This is a genomic window from Arthrobacter sp. NPDC080082 (assembly GCF_040686595.1).
Taxonomy (GTDB): Bacteria; Actinomycetota; Actinomycetes; order Actinomycetales; family Micrococcaceae; genus Arthrobacter.
Map to the genome: position 1 here is coordinate 315,349 of NZ_JBFBKQ010000002.1, position 23,322 is coordinate 338,670.

Below are 23,322 nucleotides of genomic sequence, written 5' to 3' on the forward strand. Positions count from 1 at the left end.
ACCTGCTCATCAACCTGCTCATTCGGGGTCGCCGATCTGGTAGCCGAGCCCGTGGACGGTGCGGACCACGGACTTGGAGATCTTCCGGCGGAGGTGGTGGACATAGGTGTCGATCACACCCGGCTGGTCCGTCGGGGAAAAGTACCGGGACAGCAGCTCGTCCCGGGTGAACACGCGCCCCGGTTCGGTGGCGAGGGCGGCCAGCAGTTCGGCCTCCTTGGCGGTGAGGGTGACGGTCTGGCCGTAGAGGGAGCGGACCAGGCGCGCCCCGGGATCCAGCTCCCAGCCGCCGATGGGGACCGTGGCCGGCGGCGGGGCGAACGTGCGGGTGAGGGCCCGGAGCCGGGCGGCCAGTTCGCGGGCGTCGAAGGGTTTGGTGACGTAGTCATTGGCGCCGGCGTCCAGGCCCCGGACCTTCTCGTCCGGATCGCCGAGCGCCGTCAGGATCAGGATCGGCGTCGCGATGCCCTTGGCGCGCAGGGCACCGATCAGGCCGATGCCGTCCAGGCCCGGGAGGCCGCGGTCGATCACCATCACGTCCCAGGCCCCGGTCAACCCGCGGTGCAGGCCCTCCTGCCCGCTGGCGGCGAGGACCACCCGGTAATCGGGTTCCAGGAGTTCGGCGATCAGCGGGCCGAGGACGGGATCGTCCTCGACCAGCAGCAGGGCGGGCATCGGCATGGGGCTAGTCTTCCACCGCCGCGGTGCGCACCCCGTCCCCGGACACGCGATCCCGGAATCCGCCGTCGTCCCCGCCGTCCCGCGTCGCGTCGTCGTCCGCGGGAGTGCCGGAAGAGTCCGTGCCCGAGGAACCACGGGCGCCGCCGCGGCGCCGCCGGAGCAACTGGACCAGCCAGGGAAGCACCGAGACCAGGACCATCGCGATGGCGATGATGTCAATGTTGTTCGCGATGACCGCGTAGTGGCCCAGCCAGGTACCCAGCAGCGTCACCGAGGTGGCCCAGGCGAGGGCCCCGACGACGTTCCAGAGGGTGAAGGAGCGGTAGCCGTAGCGGCCGATCCCGGCGGTCAGCGGCGCGAAGGTGCGGACCATCGGGACGAAGCGGGCCAGGACGACGGCGGCGCCCCCGTGCCGGCGGAAGAAGTCCTCGGTGGCGGTAAGGCGGGCGGTCTTCAGGATCCGCGCGTCGTCCTTGAACCAGCGGCGGCCGAAGGTCCGGCCGAGGAAGTAGCCCACCTGGTCGCCGGCGATCGCGGCGGCCGTGATCACCCCGATCAGCACCGGCAGGCCCAACTGCAGCTCCCGGTGCAGCAGCCCGGCGGTGAACAGCAGCGAATCGCCCGGCAGGAACGGAAACAGGACCCCCGACTCGATGAACACCATGGCGGCAATGACGCCGAGGGCCGCCGGTCCCAACCCGGAGAGCATGGTCGCGGGATCCAGCAGGGAGGGGGCGCCGGCGACGAGGCCGGGGGCCAGGGTGGCGGCGTGGACGATGCTGTGCACGGGCGGGGTCCTTTAGCGTCGGGGAGAGCGGAGGGCGGCGGGGATCCGTTCCGCCAGGGCCGGTCCGAACCGGTTCCAGAGGCCGGTGACCACCAGGACGGCGGCGCTGGCGGCCAGGAACGAGGCGGTGACGTCGGTGGGGTAATGCACACCGACGTAGAGCCGGGACCAGGCCACGATCACGGCCACCACGGCGCCGAGAATGGCGACCGGCCGGGCCCAGCGGGTGCCGCGGACCAGGAAGAACAGGGCGAACGCCAGCGCCACGGCAAAGGACACGTGCCCGCTGGGGAAGCTGTTGGAGCCGGTCTCGGGGGAGAGCGGGTCCACCAGCAGGCCCTGGTCCGGGCGCTGCCGGGCGATCAGGAGCTTGAACGCCTCGCTGGCTACCCAGCCGGAGCAGGCCACCAGCCCGAAGGCCACCGCCTTGACCAGGTCGCCCCGGACCAGCCAGATCACCAGCGCGATGACGGCGACGACGGCGAGCCCCACCACCGGGCCGAAGACCAGGTTGATGGCCATGGCGACGGCGGTCAGCACGGCGATGTGGTGCTGGCTAAGGTTCTGGTCGATGCCCAGCTCGGCCGCGGTGTCGCCGGGCAGCAGCTTCACCGTGACACCGAGGGCGATCACGACGGCCGAGAGCAGTACCGCCAGCAGCAGCCAGTGGCGCTGCCGGGGCAGCGGCCAGAACCGGCCGGCAGCCGTGCCGGATGAACCGGTGCCGGCCGAACCTGTGCCGGAAGAACCGTGGCGCTCGGCTGATCGATCGAGTGGGGCGGGTCCTGTCATGGAATCCTCCGTGTCGGGGGCGCTGGCGCGCGGCGGCGCGCCTCTTCCAGTGTCCCCGGCACCGGTTAAGAATCGCTTAAGAATCCTCAGTGGTGGAAGGCCGGGCTCTGCCCCTGGGAGGGCATCGGCGCGTCGAGGGAGTCCAGATACTCGACCTCCTTCTTCAGGTCGGCCAGGAAACTCGCCGCGAGGTCCTTAGTGAAGCCGTTCCGCACCACCACGCGCTGCACCGTGATGTCGCCGAGGCCGTCCGGGAGCGGGTAGGCGGGAACAATCCAGCCGCTCATCCGCAGCCGCTCCGACAGGTGGTGGAGGTTCCAGTTGCGTGTGTGGCCGTCGGCCAGTTGCCATGCGAAGACCGGGATGTCCGAGCCGTCGCTCCACAGGGTGAACGCCTCCATGGCGCCGATCTCCGCGGAGAGGTAAGTGGCCACGTCGCGGCAGGCGGACTGGACGGAGGCGTAGCCCTCGAAGCCGAGTCGAATGAAGAGGTAGTACTGCAGCAGCACCTGGGCGCCCGGGCGGGAGAAGTTCAGGGCGAACGTGGGCATGTCCCCGCCGAGGTAGCTGACGTGGAACACCAGCTCCTCCGGCAGGGCGTCCTTGTCCCGCCAAATCACCCAGCCGAGGCCGGGGTAGACCAGGCCGTACTTGTGGCCGGAGGTGTTGATCGAGGCGACCCGGGGGAGCCGGAAGTCCCACACCGTGTCCGGCTGCAGGAACGGGGCGATCATGGCCCCGGAGGCACCGTCGACGTGGATGGGGACGTCGTGGCCGTGCTTGTCCTCGATGGCGTCCAGCGCGGCCGAGATTCCGGCGATGTCCTCGTAACGGCCGGTGTAGGTGACGCCCATGATGGCCACGACGCCGATGGTGTTCTCGTCGACGTACTGCTCCAGGTGGGTACCGTCCAGGACCGGGTGTTCGGCGGAGACGGGGACGTAGCGGGCCTCGACCTCCCAGTAGTTGCAGAACTTCTCCCAGCAGACCTGGACGGCGGAGCTGAGGACCAGATTGGGCTTGTCCGTGGGTTTGCCCGCGGCCCGGCGGGCGTTCTGCCAGCGGCGCTTCAGGGCCAGGCCGCCCAGCATGCAGGCCTCGGAGGAGCCGATGGTGGAGGTCCCGACGGCGGACTCCGGGTCCGGGGCGTTCCAGAGGTCGGCGAGCATCCGCCAGCAGCGGGTCTCGATCAGGGCGGTCTGCGGGTACTCGTCCTTGTCGATCATGTTCTTGTCGAACGTCTCGGCGTAGAGCTTCGCGGCCTCGGTCTCCATCCACGTGCCCACGAAGGTGGCCAGGTTCAGGCGGGCATTGCCGTCCAGCATCGCCTCGTCATGGACCACCTGGTAGGCCGTAGCGGGGAGGGACTCGCCGTCGGGTAGCCGGAACTTGGGAAACGTGGTGGCCTCGCCCGGCCTGCTGAAGAGCGGGTTGAGCTCCACATCGGTGTCCGGCTCGTGCTTGGGGGATCGGTGGGACCTGGGCATGGCACTCCTTCGGCAGGGGGAAGCCGCGGCGGGGCCGCGGCCTGCCCCGCCCACGCTACCCGCCGGGCCGGGGCGTTGGAAGGAAACGGCGCCGACACGCCCCGCCGTGCGCCGCAATGGGAGGCTCTGCTGGGAAGATCGGCGCATGAATGCAGAGGTAGCGAACGGCCATGGCGGCCACAATTTCAACAGCCGGGCCCACCACTCCCGGCTCCGGGTCCTCGTGATGGTCCTGGTCGGCGTGGCCACCGCTGTCGCCGTCGGCTCCCTGATGTCCTGGGCCTACGCGCCCGCGCTGGGCTGGGCGGCGGCGTCCCTGACCTACCTGATCTGGGTGTGGTCGGTGATCGGCGGCCTGCAGCCGCAGGCGACGGCGGCGCACGCCCGCCGCGAGGACCCCAGCCGCGGCCTGGCCGACGGCCTGGTGCTGGTGGCCACCGTGGCGAGCTTCGGCGGCGTCGCCCTGATCCTGCTGGATGCCTCCAACGCCCAGGGCGGCACCAAGGCGGCCATCATTGCCATGGCCGTGGGCAGCGTCGCGCTGTCCTGGTTCCTGGTGCACACCCTGTACACGCTCCGGTACGCCTCCATCTACTACCGGGACAAGACCGGCGTCGACTTCAACGAGGACAAGCTGCCCCGCTACCTGGACTTCGCTTACCTGGCCTTCACCGTAGGCATGACCTTCCAGGTCTCGGACACGGACCTCAAGACCGATGCCATCCGCACCACCGTCCTGCGGCAGGCGCTCCTGTCCTACCTGCTGGGCACGATCGTGCTCGCCACCACCATCAACCTGGTGGCCGGCCTCATCCACTGACCGGCCACCGCGGTTTCAGGTCCCGGCCTTCAGACGCCGTGCCTCAGACCCCGGCGTTGTAGACGTCGAGGCCGAACCGGTTCAGGCCCGGGGTCCCGGCGTAGCCGAGGTAGGGCAGGCCGAAGGTGTCCTCGATGCTGGCCAGCAGGCTGTAGTGGTTGTACGGGGTGGTGGACCAGGTGCCGCCCTTGCTGAACGGGGAGAGCACCAGGGCGCCCACCCGGCCGCCGCCCATCCCCGTGATGCCGGGAAGGGCCGCGTTCGGCCCGGGGCCCTCGCCGCAGCAGGCGCTGGCGTCGGACTGGGGGCCGTCGGACTCGTCGAAGGTGATGACCAGGACGCCGTCCTGCTTGAACGCCGGCGAGCCGGTGATGACCGGGACCCACTGCTTGAGCCAGGCGTCGGCGCTGGCCAGGCCGCCGGGCTTGCCGTCCACGCAGGGGGAGTCGTGGCCGTCGTGGCAGAGGTTGGGCGTGATCATCGACAGATTCGGCGTCGTGGCGGTGGAAGCGAGGTCGGTGCTCAGGTTGGAGAGGTCGACGTCGTTCGCGGCGCAGTCGGGTGAACCGGTGATCCCGGCAAAGTAGACGAACGGGTTGTGGCGGGCCGCGTACTGGTCGCCGACCCTAGCCTTCTGGGTGTCGTCGACGGCGCCGAGCGCGGGGTGCCGGCAGGGGGTGCCCATGTCCTCCATGTAGCCCTTCCAGGTCTTCCCGGCATCCTTGAGCTGCCCGGCGACGGTGGGGACGCTGGCGGGGAAGACACAGCCGTCGCCGACGGCCTGGCCCGGGCTGGCGGTACCGGTGCCCACGAACGGCGAGTAGGTCTGGCAGTCGGACTGCATCTGGGCGTTCGGCCCTTGGCCGGAGATCTGCGAGACGTAATTGGGCTGGGAGTTGTGGGCGGTGCCGAAGTACTGGTTCAGCAGCACGCCCTGGCTGCGGAGCGTCTGGGACAGGTACGGGGCGGCCGACGCCGGGCCCCAGGTCTCGTCGTAGCCCTTGTTCTCGAGGTTGATCACGAAGAGGTGCTTGGCCCCGGGCAGGTAGCCGCCGGTCTGGGTCGCGGCGGGGACGGCGGTTCCGGCCTGCTGGGGTGCGGCGGCGGGGGCGCCCGCGGAGGCGGACGCGGAGCCGTAGCCGATGCCCGCGGCGGCGAGGACGAGCGCGGAGGCGGCGGCGAACCGCTTCAGGATCCGGCGGCCGGGGCGCGGCGCGGCCTGCGTGCTGGTGCTGGCGTTGCTGGGGGTGTTGTTCACGGCAGTTTCCATCCGTCGGCGAGGGCTTTCTGTTTCAGTCCGGACCATTCCTCTTCCGGGGGTGGTCCCACCGGGGTGCAGGCGGGGCCGGCCACGAAGGGCGGGACGAGGTACTTGGGGGCGGCGAGGTTGGCGGGGGTGCCGAAGTCCAGGACCTCGGCGATGTTCCGGGCGGCCTGGTCGCGGGGTGTCAGGGGCGGCAGGTTCCAGCGCCACTCGATGGCCTTGAGGACCGAGGTGTGGTCGTAGACGTCGTGGGCGACGTAGCGGCGCCGGGCGCGCGGGGAGACCACCAGGGACGGGACCCGGAAGCCGCGGAGGGCCGTCGTGTCCGCGGTGTCGGGAGCCGCCGCGGGGGCGACGTGGTCGTAGAAGCCGCCCCATTCGTCGTAGTTGACCACCAGCAGGGTGTTGGCCCAGCCGGGGCCGGAGGTGACCGCGTTGTAGACCTCGGCCAGGAAGGTCTCGCCGGAGCGGATGTCCGCGTGTGGGTGGTCGTCCCCGGAGGTCCCGGACCCCTCGTCGGTGAAGCGCGGGTCCACGAAGGACACGGCCGGCAGGGTCCCGGCCGAGCAGTCCGTGAGGAAGTCCGCGTAGGGGTGGGAGATGGGCTGGTACTTGGTGCCCCAGAGCGCCGTGAAGGGGATGTCGCCGTAGTAGTACTTCCCGGCCACGCCCGCGGCGGCCAGCCGGTCCCAGATGGTGGGGAGCGTGGCGGTCACGGTGGAGTTGTGGATCCGATCCGTGGCGGCGGCGTGCTGGTAGAAGCGGTTGGGGTACGTCTCGGCCATGGTCGCGGCGAAGTAGCGGTCGCAGACGGTCCAGTCGGGTCCGGCCTGGCGCCAGAAGTCCAGGTCCGGGGCGTCGTAGTAGCCGACCGCGAATTCGTCGTTCTCGCCGGCCCGGAGCCAGCCGTCGTTCTTGCCGTTGTTGAACTGGATCCGGCCGCCCTCGTAGGAGTGGTCCGGGTCCGGGTGGCCGCAACCCTGGAAATCGGTCAGGTGGTAGGTCGAGTGCGGGATGCCGTAACGGTCCCTGAAGCTCAGCCCGGACTGTGTGCCGTCGGCGCCCGGCAGCCAGCCGAGGAAGTGGTCGAAGGAGCGGTTCTCCATCATCACCACGATGATGTGCTCGATGCCGGACGCTTCGGGCGCGGGCAGGTTCGGGGCGGCGGCGGTCGCGGCACGGACCGTGGCGGTGGTTGCAATGGCGGTAGCCGCCGTCGCTCCCGCCACTCCGAGAAAACTCCGTCTGGAAAAAGTCACGTGATCATTTCCTTCGTTATCGGGCCGGACATTCTGGCTGCTGTCGTCAGCCGGTCCTGCGCAGGGGTAATCGCTGGAAGCGACGGAAAAGTTACGGTCCCGGGGTCCCCGCCCCGGAGGCAGCCGGATTCCCGACGGTCCCGTCGTAGGCTCCGGCCTGCCACATCCCGCTGGCCCCGGACAGTGCCCGGACCGCAGGATGACGCCCAAAAGTAGATCACGGGAAGGTTACGGAACTGCCTGTTTTTCACGTCCGTCCGTGCTTTGTTCACGCGATGTTTGCCTGAAACGCCGGAACTTCCCCGGCCGGGCGGCACCGCCCGCGGGTCCTGCACTAGCATCGGAGCAACGGCACCCCGCCGCCGGCACACGCCGCCGATCCCTCCGCCGCAGCGCGGGCGGGACACGGCCGAAAACCCCGCAGGAGCACGCATGGACATCACCGACGTCATCCTCAACGACCACCACGACCAGCGCCGCATGTTCGCGATCCTGGAGGAGATGCGCGGTGCAGCCCCCGTGGACCTGGCCGCCGTCTGGGACCGCCTGCAGATCCTGCTGGAAGTCCACGCCAAGGCCGAGGAGGAACTGTTCTATCCGGAGTTGCTGGCGCTGGGCACGGGTGAGGGCGGCAAGGACTCACCGGAGGACGAGACCACCGACGCCATCCACGACCACAACGAGATCCGGGACGCGATCGCCGACGTCGGGCGGCACGACGCCGGCTCCGACGAGTGGTGGGCCGCCGTCGCGAAGGTGAATGAGGCCAACAGCGAGCACATGGGCGAGGAGGAACGCGAGGGCCTCACCGACTTCCGGCTGAACGCGGACCTGGACCTGCGGCACAAGCTGGCCGTGTCCTTCTACGCCTTCGAGGCAGCCCACGCCGGCGGCATCAAGGCCCGGGACGTCGACCCTGACGAGTACGTGGAGCAGAACGAGCCGGGCTCGAAGTAGCGGGATTAAAGGGGAACGGCCGGGCCTGACCAGCCCGGCCGTTCCGCTATCGACTTCTACTCGGGGTTTTGGCCGTATTCGGCCGAGATCAGGATGGGAAGGTGGTCGGACGCGCCGCGGGGCAGCGTCTCCACCTTCTCGATCACCAGCCCCTGCGAGGTGGCGAAGTCGAAGTGGCCCTTGAAGACCTTGTAGCGGGTGTAGGTGCGCCGGTCGCTGAGCGAGAGCTCGTAGCCGGCGTCCTTCATCTGCTCCGTCAGGTACTTCGTGAAGAACGGGTAGTTGAAGTCGCCCACCATGAGCGTCATCAGCCCGCCGCCCATGCTGAGCAACTCGCCGTGGGCGGCATGGATCTGGTTGCGCCGCAACGAGTTCGACGCCGTCAACGGGGCGGCGTGGAACGAGGCGATGACCAGGGCGTGGTTCGTCTGGTTGTCCACCATCCGCGTGCCGATCAGCCGCTCATGCGCCGGCGCCAGCACCCGGTCGTGCACGGACTTCTTCAGCGAGAAGGTCTTGGTATCGCCGGCGGTGAACCGGTCCGTGCTGTAGTAAATCGCCAGGCCCAGCCGGTTGCCACGCGTGGCGTCGGCCAGTTGCAGGTTTCCAATGCTTTCGGGAAGGTCTTCGGTGTCGCACTCCTGCAGGCACAAGGCGTCCACCTTGTAGTCGCGGGCCAGCGCCTCAAGTTCGCCGCTGGCCTTGTGTTTGCGGAGGTTGTAGCTGATAACTCGGATCAGGGGGAGCACCTCTTCGCAGCATAGTCGGGGTAAACCTGCACCCGAGTCTACCCAGTCCGGCGTCGCGGCGAGGCGATAGGGTGGTGGAATTCTCCGATTACGTTGCTGCGAAAGGGTCACCGTTGACTGCTGAAATGCCCGAGCTGGCCGAGGGTGACTTCTACTATGAGGTCCTCGGCGGAGGCCGCTACCGCTCGACCATCCACGCCCAGGGCGCCTGGAATGTCCACGAGCAGCACATGGCTCCGGCCTCCGGCATCATGGCCGACGCGCTCTCCCGGCACGACCCGCGGCCGGACATGCGGATGGCCCGGATCAGCTACGAAATCCTGGGACTGATCCCGGGCGGCGAATTTGAGGTCACCACCACCACGCTGCGCCCGGGCCGGACCATCGAACTGCTCCAGGCGGAACTGACCGCCGGAGGCCGCGTCGCCATCAGGGCCACGGCCTGGCGGATCATCACCTCCGACACCACCGCAATCGCAGCCTTCGAGGACCCGCGGATCCCGGCCCCGGAGGACTGCGATCCCTACGACGCCGCGCAGGTCTGGCCCGGCGGGTACATCGCGTCGCTGAGCATGCGCATCGCCGAGGGACACCGGGCCGGGTCCGGCACCGTCTGGCTGCACACCGACCACCCGCTGACCGACCGGAACGACAGCGGCGACCTGGCCCGGCTGATCGGCCTGGTGGACACCGCCAACGGCATCGCGGCCCGGGTCCCGCCGGGCAAGGGCAGCTACGTGTTCCCCAACCTGGACCTGCAGATCCACATGTACCGGCTGCCGGAGGGGCAGTGGCTGGGCTTGGACAACGAGGTCTCCTTCGGAACGGACGGCATTGGGCTGACCTCCACGGTGCTGCACGACCTGCAGGGTCCGTTCGGCCGGGCCGAGCAGATCCTGACGCTGCGCAAGAGCTAGTGGAAGACCAACCAGCCCACCGTCGTGGCCAGGCCGGTGAGGACCACGCCCCAGGCGATGTCCACCACCACGATCACCAGCGGCCACTTCTTCAGGGTCGCGGCGTTCGTCAGGTCGTAGGTGGCGTAGGCGAAGCCGCCCAGCGCCGCGCCGTAGCCGAACGCGGCGGCCCAGCCGCCGCCGTCGAGCGCGGGGCGCAGGGCGAAGAAGACGATTCCGGCGATGTACAGCACGTAGAACACGACGGCGTAGCCTAGATGGGGCTTGTCGGCCATCAGGTGGCCCAGGTGGCGGCGGTAGAACCTGCTCGTCGACTTCAGCCAGACGGCGTCGATGACGGCAAACGCGGCGGCCACCACCAGGAATTGCAGAAAGACCATAAGGGAGCATAACCACATGCAGCAGGCCGGACCCCGGAGCCTCACCGTGTTCCGTCAGCCCTCCTCCCTCGGCGCGGCGGAAGACCTCGATTTCGCCCTCGAACTGCTGCGGCGGGTCAAGACCGGGGCGGCGGGGCCGCTGCTGCGGCTCTACCGGCCCGTCCCCACCCTGGCGTTCGGCCAGCGGGACGCCAACCTGCCCGGCTTCGAGGCCGCTGCCCGGGCCTGCCGGGACCTCGGCTTCGAACCCCTGGTGCGGAAGGCCGGGGGACGCGCCGCCGCGTACCACCCGGGAAGCCTGGTGATCGACCACCTGGAGCCCGACGCCGACGCGATCGCCGGCGCCAAGGCCCGGTTCGCCCTTTTCGGCGGCCTGCTGGCGGAGGCGCTCCGGGACGCCGGTGTGGACGCAGCCGTCGGCGAGATCCCGGGGGAGTACTGCCCGGGCGAATTCAGCGTCCACGGCACCGACCGCCGGGACCCGGCGCACCGGATCAAGCTTGTGGGCACGGCCCAGCGGGTGGTCTCCGGCGGCTGGCTGTTCAGCTCGGCGGTGATCGTCTCCGACTCGGCGCCCATCCGGGCCGTGCTGGAGGCCAGCTACGCGGCGCTCGGACTCGACTGGGATCCGGCGACGGCGGGCGCCGCGGATGACCTGGTGCCGGGCCTCAACGTCGACGCCGTGGAGGCGGCGGTCCTCGGCGCCTACAGGCGGTACGCGGCACTGGCGGATGGCGACTTCCGGACCCTGACCGCCCCGTAGCGGTTACCTTGGCGGTCCCTGTGGCCCATCATTGGTCCCGGGCGGCCAGGATTTGTTCGCGCAGGATGTCCGCGTGCCCGCAATGCTGGGCCAGTTCGCGCAGCATGTGCAGGTACACCCACCGCAACGGCAGCGGTCCGCGCCGGTTGCCGCGGACCAGGTCGTCGGGCCCCAACGCCGCGGTACGGGCCCGGGAGCCGGCGCAGGCCTCGCGGTAGGCGGCCCGCACCGAGGCGATGGTGTCCTCAGGGTCCAGCACAAACGACTCGTCCGGCGACGCCGGAATGCCGATCTCGGCGCGGCTGCGGCAGGTGATGGCCTCGTCGAACCAGACCTTCTCGACAAAGGCCGCATGCTTGACCAGACCCAGCAGCGTGGTGCGAGAGGGCACCAGGGCCGCCCGTGCCTCCTCCTCGCTCAGTCCGTCGAGGCTGGCCTCCAGATCGGCCCGGTGATCGTCGAGGAACGCCTCGAACTGGGTCAGAAGATCCGCGGCGAAGAGGTCCGGTTCCATGCTGGGATTGGTGCTCATGAGCCCACAGCCTAATGGGCCCCGCCCGGAAATCCGGACGGGGCCCAAGAGGTGTGGCTGGTGGGTGGTGTTCCTCCCGTGGCGTCAGTGGCCCCGGTCGATCCACTCCTGCAGGTGCGGGGCCTCGGCGCCGATGGTGGTCTGGTCCCCGTGCCCGGTGCGAACCACCGTCTCCGCCGGCAGGGTCAGCAGCCGGGAGGAGATGGACTCGATGATGGTCGGGAAGTCGCTGAAGGACCGGCCGGTGGCCCCGGGTCCGCCCTGGAACAGGGTGTCGCCGGTGAAGACGGTGCCCTCGCTCTCGAGCCGGAAGCTGACCGATCCGGGCGAGTGGCCGGGCGTGTGGAGCGCCACGAGGCGGGCGCCGGCGACGTCGAACGTGTCGCCGTCGGCAATCGCGTGGTCCGGTTCGGTGCCCGGGAACACCCGGTCCCAGAGCATCCAGTCGTCCCGGTGCAGGTACACGGGGGCGCCGGTCAGTTTCCGGAACTCGCCCACGGCGGCGATGTGGTCGTCATGGCCGTGCGTGAGCAGGATGGCGGTGACCTTCCGGTGGCCGACGGCGGCGGCGATCGCGGCGGCGTCGTGCGCCGGGTCGATCACGACGCACTCGGCGTCGTCGCCCACGATCCAGACGTTGTTCTCCACGTCCCAGGTGCCGCCGTCGAGCGAGAACGTTCCCGAGGTGACCAGCCGGTCGATCCGCAGGCCGTCCACGCCGTTGCTCACAGCTCCACCACGGAACGCAGGACGGCGCCGGAGTGCATCTTCTCGAAGGCTTCCTCGATCTGGTCGATGCCGATGCGCTCGGTGACGAAGGCGTCCAGGTCCAGCCGTCCCTGCCGGTACAGGTCGATCAGCATCGGGAAGTCCCGGGAGGGCAGGCAGTCGCCGTACCAGGAGGACTTCAGTGAACCGCCGCGGCCAAACACATCCAGCAGCGGCAGCTCCAGGGTCATTTCCGGGCTGGGGACGCCCACCAGCACCACGGTGCCGGCCAGGTCGCGGGCGTAGAAGGCCTGCTTGTACGTCTCGGGACGGCCCACGGCGTCGATCACGACGTCGGCGCCGAAACCGCCGGTCAGCTCACGGATGGCCTCCACCGGGTCCACGGCGGAGGAATCCACGGTGTGGGTGGCGCCAAGGTCCTTGGCGCGTTCGAGCTTGTTGGGGTCGATGTCGACGGCGATCACCGTGGTGGCGCCGGCGAGTGCGGCGCCGGCGATGGCCGCCACGCCCACCCCGCCGCAGCCGATCACGGCCACCGAGTCGCCGCGGCCGACGTTGCCGGTGTTGATCGCGGCGCCGAGGCCCGCCATGACACCGCAGCCCAGCAGGCCAACGGCGGCCGGGTCGGCCTCGGGGTCAACCTTGGTGCACTGGCCGGCGGCGACGAGCGTCTTCTCGGCGAAGGCGCCGATGCCCAGGGCGGCGGTGAGCTCGGTGCCGTCTTCCAGGGTCATCTTCTGGGTGGCGTTGTGCGTGTTGAAGCAGTACTGCGGTTCGCCGCGGCGGCAGGCACGGCATTCGCCGCAGACGGCGCGCCAGTTCAGCACCACGCGGTCCCCGGGGGCCACCGAGGTGACGTCGGGGCCGACGGCGCTGACCACGCCGGTGGCCTCGTGGCCCAGCAGGAACGGGAAGTCGTCGTTGATGGCGCCCTGCTTGTAGTGCAGGTCGGTGTGGCAGACGCCGCAGGTGAGGATGTCCACCAGCGCCTCGCCGGGGCCGGGATCGGGCACCAGGATGGTTTCCAGGGTGACGGGGGCGTTCTTGGACCGGACGATTGCGCCCTTGACCTTATGGACCATGGGAGAGCTCCTTTCGATGCCGCCGCCCGGCGCGGGGGTGCCGGATACGGCGCGACGCGGGCCCCGGGTAATCCGGAGTCCGCGTCGTGTCTGGTGTGGGTGTTCTCTGGTGCTGGCGGGTTAGGCCGCGAGGCGGCTCTTGACCTCTGCCGCGGAGGGGTTGGTGGCGGCGGTGCCGTCCGGGAACAGCACGGTGGGGACGGTACGGTTGCCGCCGTTGAGCTGCTCGACCAGTTCGGCCGTGCCTTCGACTTCCTCGATGTTGATCTCGGTGTACCCGATGCCCTGCGCGTCCAGCTGCTTCTTCAGCCGGTTGCAGTAGCCGCACCACGTGGTCGAGAACATGGTGATGGTGCCGGATTCGGGGGTGAAGTCCACGAAATTCTCCTCAGGTGGGTTGCCGGTGCGTGCCGGGACGGTCAATCGGACGTCTCTGGAATAACCGTATCCTGCGGGACGGTATTCCCGCAGGGAGGTGCCGGCAGGGGCAGGCCCCGATGCAGCAGCTGTGCAGGCCGGGCCGGCCGGTGGCATGCTGGGGGCATGTGTGGACGCTATGTGATGGCCCGGGCCGTCGGGGACCTGCTGGCAGAGTTCGACGCCGGGCTCGAGGAGGAGATCGCCGTGCCGCCGTCGTGGAACGTCGCGCCGACGGCGGACGTGCCGATCATCCTGGAGCGGCTGGTCGAGGGGAGGGAGCACCCGGCGCGGCAGCTCCACATCGCCCGCTGGGGACTGGTCCCGTCCTGGGCCAAGGACCCCGGCATCGGGTCGAAGATGATCAACGCCCGCAGCGAGAGCGTGCTGGAGAAGCCGGCGTTCCGGAAGGCCACGCGGTCCCGGCGCTGCGCCGTCCCGGCCGACGGCTACTACGAGTGGAAGGGCCAGGGCAAGGGGAAGCAGCCCTACTACGTGCATCCGAAGGACGGCTCACCGGTGGCGTTCGCTGGGCTGTACGAGTGGTGGAAGGACCCGTCCAAGGAGGAGGGGGACCCCGGCCGGTGGCTGCTCTCGACGACGATCCTGACCACCGATTCGCCGCCCGAGGGTTACGCCGACGGGATGCTGGCGGAACTGACGGCCCTGCATGACCGGGTGCCGCTGCCGATGGACCGCGCCACGATGGAGGCCTGGCTTGACCCCAGGGCCGAGGACGCCGCGGAACTGGTCGGCATCGTCCGCGCCAACGCCCACGACGTCGCCGAGGGCTGGCAGATCGACGCCGTCGGCACCGCCGTCGGGAACGTCCGGAACGACTCCCCGGAACTGATCGAACCGGTCGGCAGCCTGTTCTAGTCCTGATGCGGGGTTAGACCGTGACCCGGCCGGCCGCGTCCACGGTCCAGGTCGGGTTGAACGCGACCTCCCAGCGGAAGCCGTCCGGGTCCGCGAAGTAGCCGGTGTAGCCGCCCCACGGCTGTGTTTTGGGCGGCGCGACGATGGTGGCCCCGGCGGCCGCAGCCTCGCCCAGGACCCTGTCCACCGCATCGGCGCTGTGCACGTTGTGGCTCAGGGTGACGGGAGGTATTCCGGCGGGGGAGTCCGTCCCGGCTTCGGCCCGCATCTGGCCCGCGTCCCAGAGCGAGAGGATGAGCCCGTGGTTGATCTGCAGGAAGAGCACTTCGCCGGGGACTTCGCGGTGGACGGGCCAGCCCAGGCCCGTCACGTAGAACCGGCGGGAGGCTTCCACGCTGCGGACGCCAAGGGAGATGAAGTCGACTCGTGGTTGCATCGTTCGATACTGTCATGCAGATGTCGACAAATCACGCAGAGGACAAAGCAGCCCAGGCCGATAAGGACCAGCTCGCCGCCGTGCGGGTGGCCGTGGACGAGGTTGACGAGCAGATCGTCGCGCTGATCGGACGCCGGGAGCGGTTGATCCGGATCGCCGGGACGCTCAAGGCCGACAGCGCCGAGGTCCGCGCCCCGGGCCGGGTGGAGCGCGTCCTGGAACACGTGAAGGCAACGGCCGAACGCAACGACATCGACACCGACATCGTCGGAGAGACCTACAAGGCCATGATCGATGCCTTCATCCGCCTGGAGCTTGAGGTCTACAAGGCCGGCAGCTAGCTAGAGGGATTCCTCCACGGGGACGTTGGCCTGGTACTCCCGCCCGTCGCAGTCGCTGAAGGCCGTCATCAGGTGCCCCTTGGGCAGGCCCAGTACCGTGCTCAGCGGGAAGTTGCCCGTGATGGTGTTCCCGGAATGCTGGACGCCCTTGATGTCGAAGTTCTCCTCCGTGCCGTCATGGCTGAAGCAAAAGAAGGACACGGCCTCGCCATTGAGGAATTCGATTTCCAGCCGCCGTTGATGTGAATGGTCCGGCGTCGCCGCGACCAGCCCCACCACGTAGGCGCCCGAGGCCGGGATATTGCCGTCTATATCGAAGGTCGCCACCAACGTTGAATCCTTGGCGGCGATGCTGACGTGCTTCAGGAGTGCGTTGTGCGAGCTCATAGGCCAATCCTGCCCCCGGACGTTGGCCCCGTCCACCCCTGATCTAGGTTTTGTCCCGGCCCCGTCGTAGACTTGTTCTATTCGAAGATATGTTCGAATAATTCAAGCGTGAACCCGTCTGGCCTCCCGCCTGTGGCACCTGCACCTTCCGGCGCACCTGCCCGGCGGCCGTCCAGCCCGTTCGTCTAAAACACTGCGCCCGGGAGGCATCATGGGGATGTTCAGCGAATCCGTGGAGGTGGCCTGCACCCCGGAGGGCCGGCCCGAGTCCCTGGTCTGGGCGGGACGGAGCTATGAGTTGTGCGCCGAGCCGGTGAGGTGGTTCGAACGGCGTGAGTGGTGGGCTGAAGTGCAGCGCGCACCGCTGGGCAGCGGCCCAGGCCTGGTGGACTCGGAGATCTGGCGGCTAGAGGTCCGGGACGCCTCGGCCCCGGACCAAAGCCTCACCCTCGACCTCAGCCGCCACCTGCGCAGCGGGCGCTGGCGGCTGTTGCGGCTCCACGACGCCCTGGCGGGGCAGCGGAGGCCAGCGTCGGCATGAGCTTCACCCACCTGCATGTCTCCACTGCCTTCAGCGCCCACTATGGCGTGTCCTGGCCGGAGGAACTGGCCGCGGCGGCCGCAGCCGACGGGGCAACGGCGCTCGCCTGCACCGACCGTGACGGCCTCTACGGCACCATCAAACACCTCAAGGCCTGCATGGCCGCGGGGCTGGATCCCATCGTGGGGGTGGACCTGGCAGTCTTTGACGACGACGGCGACCTCCGCACCCAGGTGGGCGGCCGCGTCGTCGTCCTGGCCCACGGGGGAAACGCCGGGGCCGGATACCGCGCCCTGTGCCGGCTGATCTCCGATGCCCACGCCCGCACCACGGGAAAGGCCGGCGGTACGGTCCCCGCCGCGGTAACACGGGCCGAACTGGCATCCCGGGCGCTGGATCCGCAGACGCTCGAGCCGGTGCTGACGGTATTGCTCGGACCGGACTCCGACGTCGGCCGCTCCATGGGCGGGCGGCGCTACCTGCGGCCGCGCACCCTGTTCAAGCAATGGCTCGACGCCATGCCGGCGGGAACCGTCACCGCCGAGGTGGTCTCCCAGCTGAGCGCCCCGGGGGAGCACCTCAGCACAGCGCACGCCGTGCGGATGCTCAAGCTGGCCGCCGAACACGGCGTTCCCGCCGTGCTCAGCAACGCCGTGCGCTATGTCGCCGAGGACGGGGCGGCCACGGCGGACGTGCTGGACTCCGCCCGGACCCTGAAGTCGCTGCCCGAACTGGCCGGCGAGCCGCTGCTGCAACCCAACGGACAGGCCTGGCTCAAAAGCTCCGCGCAGATGCTGGAGCTGGGCAAGGAAATCATTCACGCCGCGGGATTCGGCGCGGCCGACCTCAAGAGCCTGCTGGCGCATACCGAGGCGCTCGCGGACCGCTGCCGGATAGACCCGGCCGCGGACATGGGCTGGAAGCAGCCGGTGGTCCCGGAAGCGGCCGTGATCGGGATCGAGGGGGACCCGCTGGCCGAACTGGCGGCCCGCTGCGAGGCCGGCATCACCCGCCGCTTTCCCGGCATCAGCGGCAGCAGTGCCGTGGAGCTGCGGGCCAGGCTGGAGCATGAGCTGCGGATCATCAACAGCCTCGGGTTCGCCTCCTACTTCCTGACCGTGGCCGAGGTGTCCCGGATGATCACGGACATGGGGGTGCGCGCCGCGGCCCGGGGCTCCGGGGCCTCCAGCCTGGTCAACTACCTGATCGGCGTCAGCCAGGTGAACCCGCTGCAGCACGACCTGATCTTCGAACGCTTCCTCTCCAGGGACCGGGCCACCCTGCCGGACATCGACATCGACGTCGAGAGCGCCGAACGGCACAACGTCTACCGGAAGATCTTCGACCGGTTCGGTGCCGAGCGGGTGACCCTGATGAGCATGCAGAACGGGTACCGCGCCCGGGGTGCCGTGCGCGACGCCGGACTGGCCCTCGGCATGGAGGGCGGCGACATCGACGAGATCGCCAAACAGCTGTGGCGTTTCTCCGCACGGAACTTCCGCGAGGCGCTGGTGGAGAAGCCGGAGCTGAAGGAGTTCGCCGGGCGGGTGGAGCAGCGGGACTTCACCGGCAACCAACAGCTGGACCTGCTGGTGGACCTGACCGAACGGCTGGACCGGCTGCCCCGGCACATCTCCATGCACCCGTGCGGGGTCATACTGGGCGATGCCACGCTGCTGGACCGCACCCCGGTCCAGCCCAGCGGCCTGGGCCTGCCGATGAGCCAGTTCGATAAGCACGACATGGACCCCATGGGCATGCTCAAACTCGACGTCCTGGGCGTCCGTATGCAGTCCGCCATGGCCTTCGCAGTCCGGGAGGTCATCCGGCTGCACCCCTCGAAAGCGGACGTGGTAGCCGCCGGAAACCACCAGCCCGGGCCGGACGGCAGCGGGCCGGACTACATTGCCGAGGACGGCACCATCGACCTGAACGCCGTCCCGCTGGACGATGAGCCCACCTTCGACCTGATCCGCAGCACCCACACCCTTGGCTGCTTCCAGATCGAATCCCCGGGCCAGCGCGAACTGATCGGAAAGCTGGCCCCCCGGGAGTTCAACGACCTCATCATCGACATCTCCCTCTTTCGGCCCGGGCCGATGAAGTCGGACATGGTCCGGCCCTTCCTGGAACACCGGCACGGCTTCGCCCCGGAGGTGTTCCCGCACCCGGACCTCAAGCCGGTGCTGAAGGAAACCCACGGCGTCACTGTCTTCCACGAACAGATCCTGAAGACCTTCGACGTGATGACCGGCTGCGGCCTGGCCCGCGCCGATGAGTTCCGGCGCGCCCTCGGCAACGAGGTACTGGAGAACCAGGTGGAGGAATTCTTCCGCCGGGAGGCCAAGCGGCGGGACTATTCCCCGGCGGTCGTTGACAAGGTCTGGGGAACCCTGAAGGCCTTCGGCAGCTTCGGGTTCTGCAAGGCCCACGGCGCCGCCTTCGCCGTGCCCACCTATCAGTCGGCGTGGCTGAAAACCCACCACCCGGAGGCGTTCCTGGCCGGGATCTGGGAACACGACCCCGGCATGTATCCCAAGCGGCTCCTGGTGGCCGAGGCCCGCCGCATGGGCATCCCCCTCCTGCCCCTGGACATCAACCGCAGCCAGGCCGAATACCGGGTGGAACCGGTCGTGGACGGCCCGGACCGGGGGAAACTGGGCATCCGGCTGAGCCTGAAGGGAATCTTCGGTCTCTCCGGCGCCGAACTGAAACGCATCGTCGCCGGCCAGCCCTACGACTCCCTCGCGGACCTGCGCGCCCGGACCAGGATCAGCAAACCCAGCATCCAGCGCCTCGCCCAGCTGGGGGCCTTCGACTCCCTGCACCGTGCCGCCGGCGGCAACACCAACCGGGCGGACCTGGTCCACCACCTGCAGCAGCTGCAGACCAGGACGCAGCGCAAGGGCGCCGAGGTGATCGAGGGCCAGCTGGCCCTGCCGCTGGGCGATGTGGAACTGACCAACCTCAAGGGCGGCCGGCCCGCCCCCACGCTGGTGGAGACCGTCCGGGCCGAGCTGGACCTGATGGCCGTGGACGTCAGCGCCCACCTGGTGGACAGCCACAGGCCGCTGCTGGACCGACTGGGCGTCACCACGGCGGACCAGCTCCTGAAGCTGCGCAACGGCACCGAGGTGCTGGTGGCCGGCGTGCGGGTGGCCACCCAGACCCCTCCGATGCGCGGCGGCCGGCGGGTGGTCTTCATCAGCATCGACGACGGGACCGGCTGCGTGGACTCGGTTTTCTTCCACGAGGCCCAGGAGCAGGCCGGGCCGCTGCTCTTCAGCACCCGGCTGCTGCTGATCCGCGGCACCACCCGCCGCACCGGGCCCCGTGGCATCAGCATCAGCGCTTCCATGGCCTGGGACCTCAGCCGCACCGACACCCTTCCCTTCCCGGCCGCCGGCGCGGGTACCGGCTCGGGCGGAGGCGCCATTACCGGCGGCGACGCGCCCGAGACCCCGCCGCTGGACATGGCGCCCGGGGCGCTGGACGGCATCCGGCGAACCCTCGCGATCACGGGGTTCAGCGGTTGAGGGCGGCTCCGAAAGCGGCTCCGGGGGAGGTGGCGGGCGTTGGTTGGGCGTCCGGAAATACCGATAGCATGGACGAGGCTGGCTGTGGTCCCCGTACGCCACAAGCTACGAAGCCTTAAAACCGTGAATAGGAGACACCCGTGTCAGATGCCCAGCAGATCACCCTTCTCGTCGATGGCGAAGAGACCCAGGTGACTACCGGGACCACCGGCGCGGAACTCTTCTTCGAGCGCCGCGACGTCGTCGTGGCCCGTGTCAACGGCGAACTGAAGGACCTGGACCAGCCCCTGCCGGCCGGCGCCGACGTCGAGGGCGTCACCATCGACTCCCCGGACGGCCTGAACGTGCTGCGCCACTCCACCGCCCACGTCATGGCCCAGGCCGTGCAGCAGCTGCGCCCCGACGCCAAGCTGGGCATCGGCCCCTACATCACCGACGGCTTCTACTTCGATTTCGACGTCGAGGAACCCTTCACCCCGGAGGACCTGCGCCAGCTCGAGAAGATGATGCTGAAGATCGTCAACCAGAACCAGAAGTTCGTCCGCCGCGTGGTGACCGAGGACGAGGCACGCGAGGCGATGAAGGACGAGCCGTACAAGCTCGAACTGATCGGCCTCAAGGGCGCCGGCAGTGACGAGGACGGCTCCAGCGTCGAGGTCGGCGGCGGCGAGCTGAGCATCTATGACAACGTCGAGCGCAAGGAAGGCACCACCGTCTGGTGCGACCTATGCCGCGGCCCGCACCTGCCCAACACCAAGCTGATCTCCAACGCCTTCGCCCTGACCCGCTCCTCCGCGGCCTACTGGCGCGGCAGCGAGAAGAACAAGCAGCTCCAGCGCATCTACGGCACCGCCTGGCCCACCAAGGAAGCCCTCAAGGCCTACCAGGAGCGCATCGCCGAGGCCGAACGCCGCGACCACCGCAAGCTCGGCGCCGAACTGGACCTGTTCTCCTTCCCGGACGAGCTGGGCTCCGGCCTGCCGGTGTTCCACCCCAAGGGCGGCATCATCCGCAAGGCCATGGAGGACTACTCCCGGCAGCGGCACGTCGACGCCGGTTACGAGTTCGTCTACACCCCGCACATCACCAAGGGCCACCTCTACGAGGTCTCCGGGCACCTGGACTGGTACCGGGACGGCATGTTCCCACCGATGCACATCGACGCGGAACTGAACGAGGACGGCACCGTCCGCAAGCCCGGCCAGGACTACTACCTGAAGCCGATGAACTGCCCGATGCACAACTTGATCTTCCGCTCGCGCGGCCGCTCCTACCGTGAACTGCCGCTGCGGCTCTTCGAATTCGGCTCGGTCTACCGCTACGAGAAGTCCGGCGTGGTGCACGGCCTGACCCGCGTCCGGGGCATGACCCAGGACGATGCCCACATCTACTGCACCCGCGAGCAGATGAAGGACGAACTGACCAAGACCCTGAACTTCGTGCTGGGCCTGCTCAAGGACTACGGCCTGCAGGACTTCTACCTGGAGCTCTCCACCAAGGACCCGGAGAAGTTCGTCGGCGCCGACGAGGTCTGGGAGGAAGCCACCCGCACCCTCGAGGAAGTGGCGACCGAATCCGGCCTCGAACTGGTCCCGGATCCGGGCGGAGCGGCGTTCTACGGCCCGAAGATCTCCGTCCAGGCCCGTGACGCCATCGGCCGGACCTGGCAGATGTCCACCATCCAGCTGGACTTCAACCTGCCGGAGCGCTTCGAACTGGAATTCCAGGCCTCCGACGGCACCCGCCAGCGCCCGGTCATGATCCACCGCGCACTGTTCGGCTCGATCGAACGGTTCATGGGCGTCCTCACCGAGCACTACGCCGGCGCGTTCCCGGCCTGGCTCGCCCCCGTCCAGGTGGTCGGCATCCCGGTGGCGGAGGCGTTCAACGACTACATGTTCGACGTCGTCGACCAGCTCAAGGCCGCGGGCATCCGCGCCGAGGTGGACATCTCCTCGGACCGGTTCCCGAAGAAGATCCGCACCGCCAGCAAGGACAAGATCCCGTTCGTGCTGATCGCCGGCGGCGACGACGCCGAGGCCGGGGCCGTGTCCTTCCGGTTCCGGGACGGCAGCCAGGACAACGGCGTGCCGGTGGCCGAGGCCGTCCGTCGGATCGTGGACGCCGTCCGCGAGCGGACCAGCTAGCGGGGGAGCAGCAAGTGCAGGAATCCACAGGCGCCGGCCAGGGCTACCCGGGCGACGACGGCGTGACCGATGACTTTGGCCTGGCCGGCGTGCCGGACTCGTTCCAGCGCCTGTGGACTCCGCACCGCATGGCGTACATCAAGGGCGGCCAGCACCAGTTCAAGAACCAGGACGACTGCCCGTTCTGCGTGGCACCGGAACGCCAGGACGAGGAATCGCTGATCGTCTACCGCGGCCGGACCTGCTACGTGGTGCTGAACCTGTACCCATACAACCCCGGGCACCTGCTGGTGTGCCCGTACCGGCACATCCCGGACTATACGGATCTGACGGTCGAGGAGACCGCCGAGTTTGCCGACCTGACGCAGACCGCCATGCGCGTGCTGCGGAAAGTCTCCAACCCCACCGGCTTCAACCTGGGCATGAACCAGGGCGTCACCGGCGGCGCCGGCGTCGCGGGCCACCTTCACCAGCATGTGGTGCCGCGCTGGGGCGGGGACGGGAACTTCTTTCCGATCATCGCCCAGACCAAGGCGATGACCCAGACCCTCGGCGCGGTCCGCCGGCAGGTTTCGGAAGCGTGGCCCGCGTCCGCGGCCACGGAACCGGCGGCGGGAACACCGGATGCTGAATAAGCACGCCCGCGGGTTCTTCACCGCGCTGTTCACCCCGCTGGCCCGCTGGCTGCTCCGGATGGGCGTCTCCCCGGACGCCGTGACGATCGTCGGCACCGCCGGCGTCGTCGTCGGCGCCCTCGTCTTCTACCCGCTGGGCCAGCTCTGGTGGGGAACCATCTTCATCACCGCATTCATCTTCTCCGACGTCATCGACGGGATCATGGCACGGCTACAGGAACGCGGCGGCCGCTGGGGCAACTTCCTGGACTCCACGCTGGACCGGGTGGCCGACGGCGCCCTGTTCGCCGGCGTCGCCGTCTGGTTCTTCACCGGCGGGGCCAACCCGGCCATCGCCGTCGCCGCCCTGCTCTGCCTGGTCCTCGGCATGGTGGTCTCCTACGCCCGGGCCAAGGCCGAGGCGCTGGGCTTCCACGCCAACGTCGGCATCGCAGAGCGTGCCGAACGGCTCGTCTCCGTCCTTGTGGTAACCGGCTTCACCGGCATCGGCCTGCCGCCGGTGGTCCTGCTCGTCACCCTCTGCCTGCTCGCGCTGGCCAGTTTCGTGACGATCATCCAGCGGGTCGGCGCCGTCCGCCGGCAGTCGCTGGAGGAAGCCCGCGGCACCACCAGCGACCACGCCGCCTGAGCCGGGCTGCACCCACAGGACACAGGCTGACGTACCCTGTCCCCGACGCTGTCCCCGCCCGGTTCCGGGGCGTAACCCGAGTTCAACCGGCCCGCGGCGGGGGACTAGTATTACCCTTACCGGCCAATGGTTTCCGGTAATCCGGGGTGAACGCACACGGTACCCGTGTGCCGTCC

25 protein-coding genes are annotated in these 23,322 nt (G+C 69.2%); 11 read left to right on the top strand and 14 right to left on the bottom strand.

All coding sequences use genetic code 11. The annotated features are described in order from the left end of the window. Positions 1 to 18 precede the first annotated feature (18 nt). The 4 genes from AB0O44_RS05835 to AB0O44_RS05850 form a co-directional block, all read right to left on the bottom strand. Positions 19 to 681, bottom strand: a complete 663-nt coding sequence (locus AB0O44_RS05835) for a response regulator transcription factor (RefSeq protein ID WP_364135364.1) — start codon at positions 679 to 681, stop codon at positions 19 to 21. A 4-nt stretch (positions 682 to 685) separates the two neighbouring features. Then, the gene (locus AB0O44_RS05840; protein ID WP_364135367.1) at positions 686 to 1,468 is read right to left on the bottom strand and encodes a VTT domain-containing protein; all 783 of its coding nucleotides are present in this window, start codon (positions 1,466 to 1,468) and stop codon (positions 686 to 688) included. Between the two features lie 12 nt (positions 1,469 to 1,480). After that, on the bottom strand, positions 1,481 to 2,260 hold the full coding sequence (locus AB0O44_RS05845; protein WP_364135370.1) for a phosphatase PAP2 family protein: 780 nt from the start codon (positions 2,258 to 2,260) through the stop codon (positions 1,481 to 1,483). 86 nt (positions 2,261 to 2,346) lie between these two features. After that, complete coding sequence (locus AB0O44_RS05850) at positions 2,347 to 3,747, bottom strand: glutamate decarboxylase (protein ID WP_364135378.1); 1,401 nt, start codon at positions 3,745 to 3,747, stop codon at positions 2,347 to 2,349. Positions 3,748 to 3,892: 145 nt separating this feature from the next. Here AB0O44_RS05850 and AB0O44_RS05855 point away from each other — a divergent pair, with 145 nt between their 5' ends. Next, on the top strand, positions 3,893 to 4,567 hold the full coding sequence (locus AB0O44_RS05855) for a DUF1345 domain-containing protein (RefSeq protein WP_364135381.1): 675 nt from the start codon (positions 3,893 to 3,895) through the stop codon (positions 4,565 to 4,567). Positions 4,568 to 4,610: 43 nt separating this feature from the next. Here AB0O44_RS05855 and AB0O44_RS05860 read toward each other — a convergent pair whose 3' ends face one another. Both AB0O44_RS05860 and AB0O44_RS05865 read right to left on the bottom strand, forming a co-directional pair. Next, positions 4,611 to 5,825 carry an alkaline phosphatase family protein gene (locus tag AB0O44_RS05860; protein ID WP_364135384.1) on the bottom strand — a complete coding sequence of 405 codons (1,215 nt, stop codon included), beginning with the start codon at positions 5,823 to 5,825 and terminating at the stop codon, positions 4,611 to 4,613. Next, the gene (locus AB0O44_RS05865) at positions 5,822 to 7,090 is read right to left on the bottom strand and encodes an alkaline phosphatase family protein (RefSeq protein WP_364135387.1); all 1,269 of its coding nucleotides are present in this window, start codon (positions 7,088 to 7,090) and stop codon (positions 5,822 to 5,824) included. Before AB0O44_RS05865 ends, AB0O44_RS05860 begins: the two co-directional genes overlap by 4 nt. A gap of 432 nt (positions 7,091 to 7,522) precedes the next feature. Between AB0O44_RS05865 and AB0O44_RS05870 the strand changes: the two genes are divergently transcribed. Then, a complete protein-coding gene (locus AB0O44_RS05870; RefSeq protein WP_364135391.1) occupies positions 7,523 to 8,047 on the top strand; it encodes a hemerythrin domain-containing protein in 525 nt (174 codons plus the stop codon). A 56-nt stretch (positions 8,048 to 8,103) separates the two neighbouring features. On the opposite strand, the gene AB0O44_RS05875 is transcribed toward AB0O44_RS05870, so the two are convergent. Continuing rightward, positions 8,104 to 8,784 (bottom strand): endonuclease/exonuclease/phosphatase family protein, encoded by a 681-nt coding sequence (locus AB0O44_RS05875; RefSeq protein ID WP_290257888.1) that lies wholly within the window; start codon positions 8,782 to 8,784, stop codon positions 8,104 to 8,106. Positions 8,785 to 8,909: 125 nt separating this feature from the next. On the opposite strand from AB0O44_RS05875, the gene AB0O44_RS05880 reads away from it, so the two are divergent. Beyond that, positions 8,910 to 9,713, top strand: a complete 804-nt coding sequence (locus AB0O44_RS05880) for a thioesterase family protein (RefSeq protein ID WP_364135394.1) — start codon at positions 8,910 to 8,912, stop codon at positions 9,711 to 9,713. On the opposite strand, the gene AB0O44_RS05885 is transcribed toward AB0O44_RS05880, so the two are convergent. After that, positions 9,710 to 10,093 carry a DUF2177 family protein gene (locus tag AB0O44_RS05885; RefSeq protein WP_290257696.1) on the bottom strand — a complete coding sequence of 128 codons (384 nt, stop codon included), beginning with the start codon at positions 10,091 to 10,093 and terminating at the stop codon, positions 9,710 to 9,712. The genes AB0O44_RS05880 and AB0O44_RS05885 overlap by 4 nt on opposite strands. A 16-nt stretch (positions 10,094 to 10,109) precedes the next feature. Here AB0O44_RS05885 and AB0O44_RS05890 point away from each other — a divergent pair, with 16 nt between their 5' ends. Continuing rightward, on the top strand, positions 10,110 to 10,856 hold the full coding sequence (locus tag AB0O44_RS05890; RefSeq protein WP_364135398.1) for a lipoate--protein ligase family protein: 747 nt from the start codon (positions 10,110 to 10,112) through the stop codon (positions 10,854 to 10,856). Between the two features lie 28 nt (positions 10,857 to 10,884). Here AB0O44_RS05890 and AB0O44_RS05895 read toward each other — a convergent pair whose 3' ends face one another. The 4 genes from AB0O44_RS05895 to AB0O44_RS05910 form a co-directional block, all read right to left on the bottom strand. Beyond that, positions 10,885 to 11,388 carry a DinB family protein gene (locus tag AB0O44_RS05895; RefSeq protein WP_364135401.1) on the bottom strand — a complete coding sequence of 168 codons (504 nt, stop codon included), beginning with the start codon at positions 11,386 to 11,388 and terminating at the stop codon, positions 10,885 to 10,887. An 84-nt stretch (positions 11,389 to 11,472) separates the two neighbouring features. Beyond that, positions 11,473 to 12,117, bottom strand: coding sequence for an MBL fold metallo-hydrolase (locus AB0O44_RS05900; protein WP_364135404.1), 645 nt, complete (start codon positions 12,115 to 12,117; stop codon positions 11,473 to 11,475). After that, positions 12,114 to 13,199: an S-(hydroxymethyl)mycothiol dehydrogenase gene (locus AB0O44_RS05905; protein WP_364135407.1), complete on the bottom strand. Its 1,086-nt coding sequence runs from the start codon at positions 13,197 to 13,199 to the stop codon at positions 12,114 to 12,116. Before AB0O44_RS05905 ends, AB0O44_RS05900 begins: the two co-directional genes overlap by 4 nt. 120 nt (positions 13,200 to 13,319) lie before the next feature. Continuing rightward, positions 13,320 to 13,577 carry a mycoredoxin gene (locus AB0O44_RS05910; RefSeq protein WP_290257701.1) on the bottom strand — a complete coding sequence of 86 codons (258 nt, stop codon included), beginning with the start codon at positions 13,575 to 13,577 and terminating at the stop codon, positions 13,320 to 13,322. Positions 13,578 to 13,742: 165 nt separating this feature from the next. Here AB0O44_RS05910 and AB0O44_RS05915 point away from each other — a divergent pair, with 165 nt between their 5' ends. Then, positions 13,743 to 14,495, top strand: a complete 753-nt coding sequence (locus AB0O44_RS05915) for an SOS response-associated peptidase (protein WP_364135410.1) — start codon at positions 13,743 to 13,745, stop codon at positions 14,493 to 14,495. A 13-nt stretch (positions 14,496 to 14,508) separates the two neighbouring features. Here the strand turns inward: AB0O44_RS05915 and AB0O44_RS05920 are convergent, their stop codons facing one another. Then, a complete protein-coding gene (locus AB0O44_RS05920) occupies positions 14,509 to 14,931 on the bottom strand; it encodes a VOC family protein (protein WP_364135412.1) in 423 nt (140 codons plus the stop codon). 14 nt (positions 14,932 to 14,945) lie between these two features. Between AB0O44_RS05920 and AB0O44_RS05925 the strand changes: the two genes are divergently transcribed. Next, a complete protein-coding gene (locus AB0O44_RS05925) occupies positions 14,946 to 15,272 on the top strand; it encodes a chorismate mutase (protein WP_290257704.1) in 327 nt (108 codons plus the stop codon). On the opposite strand, the gene AB0O44_RS05930 is transcribed toward AB0O44_RS05925, so the two are convergent. Beyond that, positions 15,273 to 15,659: a hypothetical protein gene (locus tag AB0O44_RS05930; protein ID WP_364135415.1), complete on the bottom strand. Its 387-nt coding sequence runs from the start codon at positions 15,657 to 15,659 to the stop codon at positions 15,273 to 15,275. It abuts the gene before it with no gap. Between the two features lie 211 nt (positions 15,660 to 15,870). Here AB0O44_RS05930 and AB0O44_RS05935 point away from each other — a divergent pair, with 211 nt between their 5' ends. From AB0O44_RS05935 to pgsA, 5 genes are all read left to right on the top strand, one after another. Then, on the top strand, positions 15,871 to 16,200 hold the full coding sequence (locus tag AB0O44_RS05935; RefSeq protein ID WP_364135418.1) for a DUF6504 family protein: 330 nt from the start codon (positions 15,871 to 15,873) through the stop codon (positions 16,198 to 16,200). Then, positions 16,197 to 19,736, top strand: a complete 3,540-nt coding sequence (gene dnaE / locus AB0O44_RS05940; RefSeq protein ID WP_364135421.1) for a DNA polymerase III subunit alpha — start codon at positions 16,197 to 16,199, stop codon at positions 19,734 to 19,736. The genes AB0O44_RS05935 and dnaE overlap by 4 nt, the downstream gene beginning before the upstream one ends. A 140-nt stretch (positions 19,737 to 19,876) precedes the next feature. After that, a complete protein-coding gene (gene thrS, locus AB0O44_RS05945; protein WP_364135424.1) occupies positions 19,877 to 21,883 on the top strand; it encodes a threonine--tRNA ligase in 2,007 nt (668 codons plus the stop codon). A 14-nt stretch (positions 21,884 to 21,897) separates the two neighbouring features. Next, positions 21,898 to 22,518, top strand: coding sequence for an HIT domain-containing protein (locus AB0O44_RS05950; protein ID WP_364135427.1), 621 nt, complete (start codon positions 21,898 to 21,900; stop codon positions 22,516 to 22,518). After that, the gene (gene pgsA / locus AB0O44_RS05955) at positions 22,508 to 23,146 is read left to right on the top strand and encodes a phosphatidylinositol phosphate synthase (protein WP_364135429.1); all 639 of its coding nucleotides are present in this window, start codon (positions 22,508 to 22,510) and stop codon (positions 23,144 to 23,146) included. The genes AB0O44_RS05950 and pgsA overlap by 11 nt, the downstream gene beginning before the upstream one ends. Positions 23,147 to 23,322: the final 176 nt, after the last annotated feature.

What these genes read in the sequence shown, in the direction of transcription:
- AB0O44_RS05835 (WP_364135364.1), bottom strand. Translation starts at nt 681, where the DNA reads ATGCCGATGCCCGCCCTGCTGCTGGTCGAGGACGATCCCGTCCTCGGC.
- AB0O44_RS05845 (WP_364135370.1), bottom strand. Translation starts at nt 2,260, where the DNA reads ATGACAGGACCCGCCCCACTCGATCGATCAGCCGAGCGCCACGGTTCT.
- AB0O44_RS05850 (WP_364135378.1), bottom strand. Translation starts at nt 3,747, where the DNA reads ATGCCCAGGTCCCACCGATCCCCCAAGCACGAGCCGGACACCGATGTG.
- AB0O44_RS05855 (WP_364135381.1), top strand. Translation starts at nt 3,893, where the DNA reads ATGAATGCAGAGGTAGCGAACGGCCATGGCGGCCACAATTTCAACAGC.
- AB0O44_RS05870 (WP_364135391.1), top strand. Translation starts at nt 7,523, where the DNA reads ATGGACATCACCGACGTCATCCTCAACGACCACCACGACCAGCGCCGC.
- AB0O44_RS05885 (WP_290257696.1), bottom strand. Translation starts at nt 10,093, where the DNA reads ATGGTCTTTCTGCAATTCCTGGTGGTGGCCGCCGCGTTTGCCGTCATC.
- AB0O44_RS05890 (WP_364135398.1), top strand. Translation starts at nt 10,110, where the DNA reads ATGCAGCAGGCCGGACCCCGGAGCCTCACCGTGTTCCGTCAGCCCTCC.
- AB0O44_RS05895 (WP_364135401.1), bottom strand. Translation starts at nt 11,388, where the DNA reads ATGAGCACCAATCCCAGCATGGAACCGGACCTCTTCGCCGCGGATCTT.
- AB0O44_RS05905 (WP_364135407.1), bottom strand. Translation starts at nt 13,199, where the DNA reads ATGGTCCATAAGGTCAAGGGCGCAATCGTCCGGTCCAAGAACGCCCCC.
- AB0O44_RS05915 (WP_364135410.1), top strand. Translation starts at nt 13,743, where the DNA reads ATGTGTGGACGCTATGTGATGGCCCGGGCCGTCGGGGACCTGCTGGCA.
- AB0O44_RS05920 (WP_364135412.1), bottom strand. Translation starts at nt 14,931, where the DNA reads ATGCAACCACGAGTCGACTTCATCTCCCTTGGCGTCCGCAGCGTGGAA.
- AB0O44_RS05925 (WP_290257704.1), top strand. Translation starts at nt 14,946, where the DNA reads ATGCAGATGTCGACAAATCACGCAGAGGACAAAGCAGCCCAGGCCGAT.
- AB0O44_RS05930 (WP_364135415.1), bottom strand. Translation starts at nt 15,659, where the DNA reads ATGAGCTCGCACAACGCACTCCTGAAGCACGTCAGCATCGCCGCCAAG.
- AB0O44_RS05935 (WP_364135418.1), top strand. Translation starts at nt 15,871, where the DNA reads ATGGGGATGTTCAGCGAATCCGTGGAGGTGGCCTGCACCCCGGAGGGC.
- dnaE (WP_364135421.1), top strand. Translation starts at nt 16,197, where the DNA reads ATGAGCTTCACCCACCTGCATGTCTCCACTGCCTTCAGCGCCCACTAT.
- pgsA (WP_364135429.1), top strand. Translation starts at nt 22,508, where the DNA reads ATGCTGAATAAGCACGCCCGCGGGTTCTTCACCGCGCTGTTCACCCCG.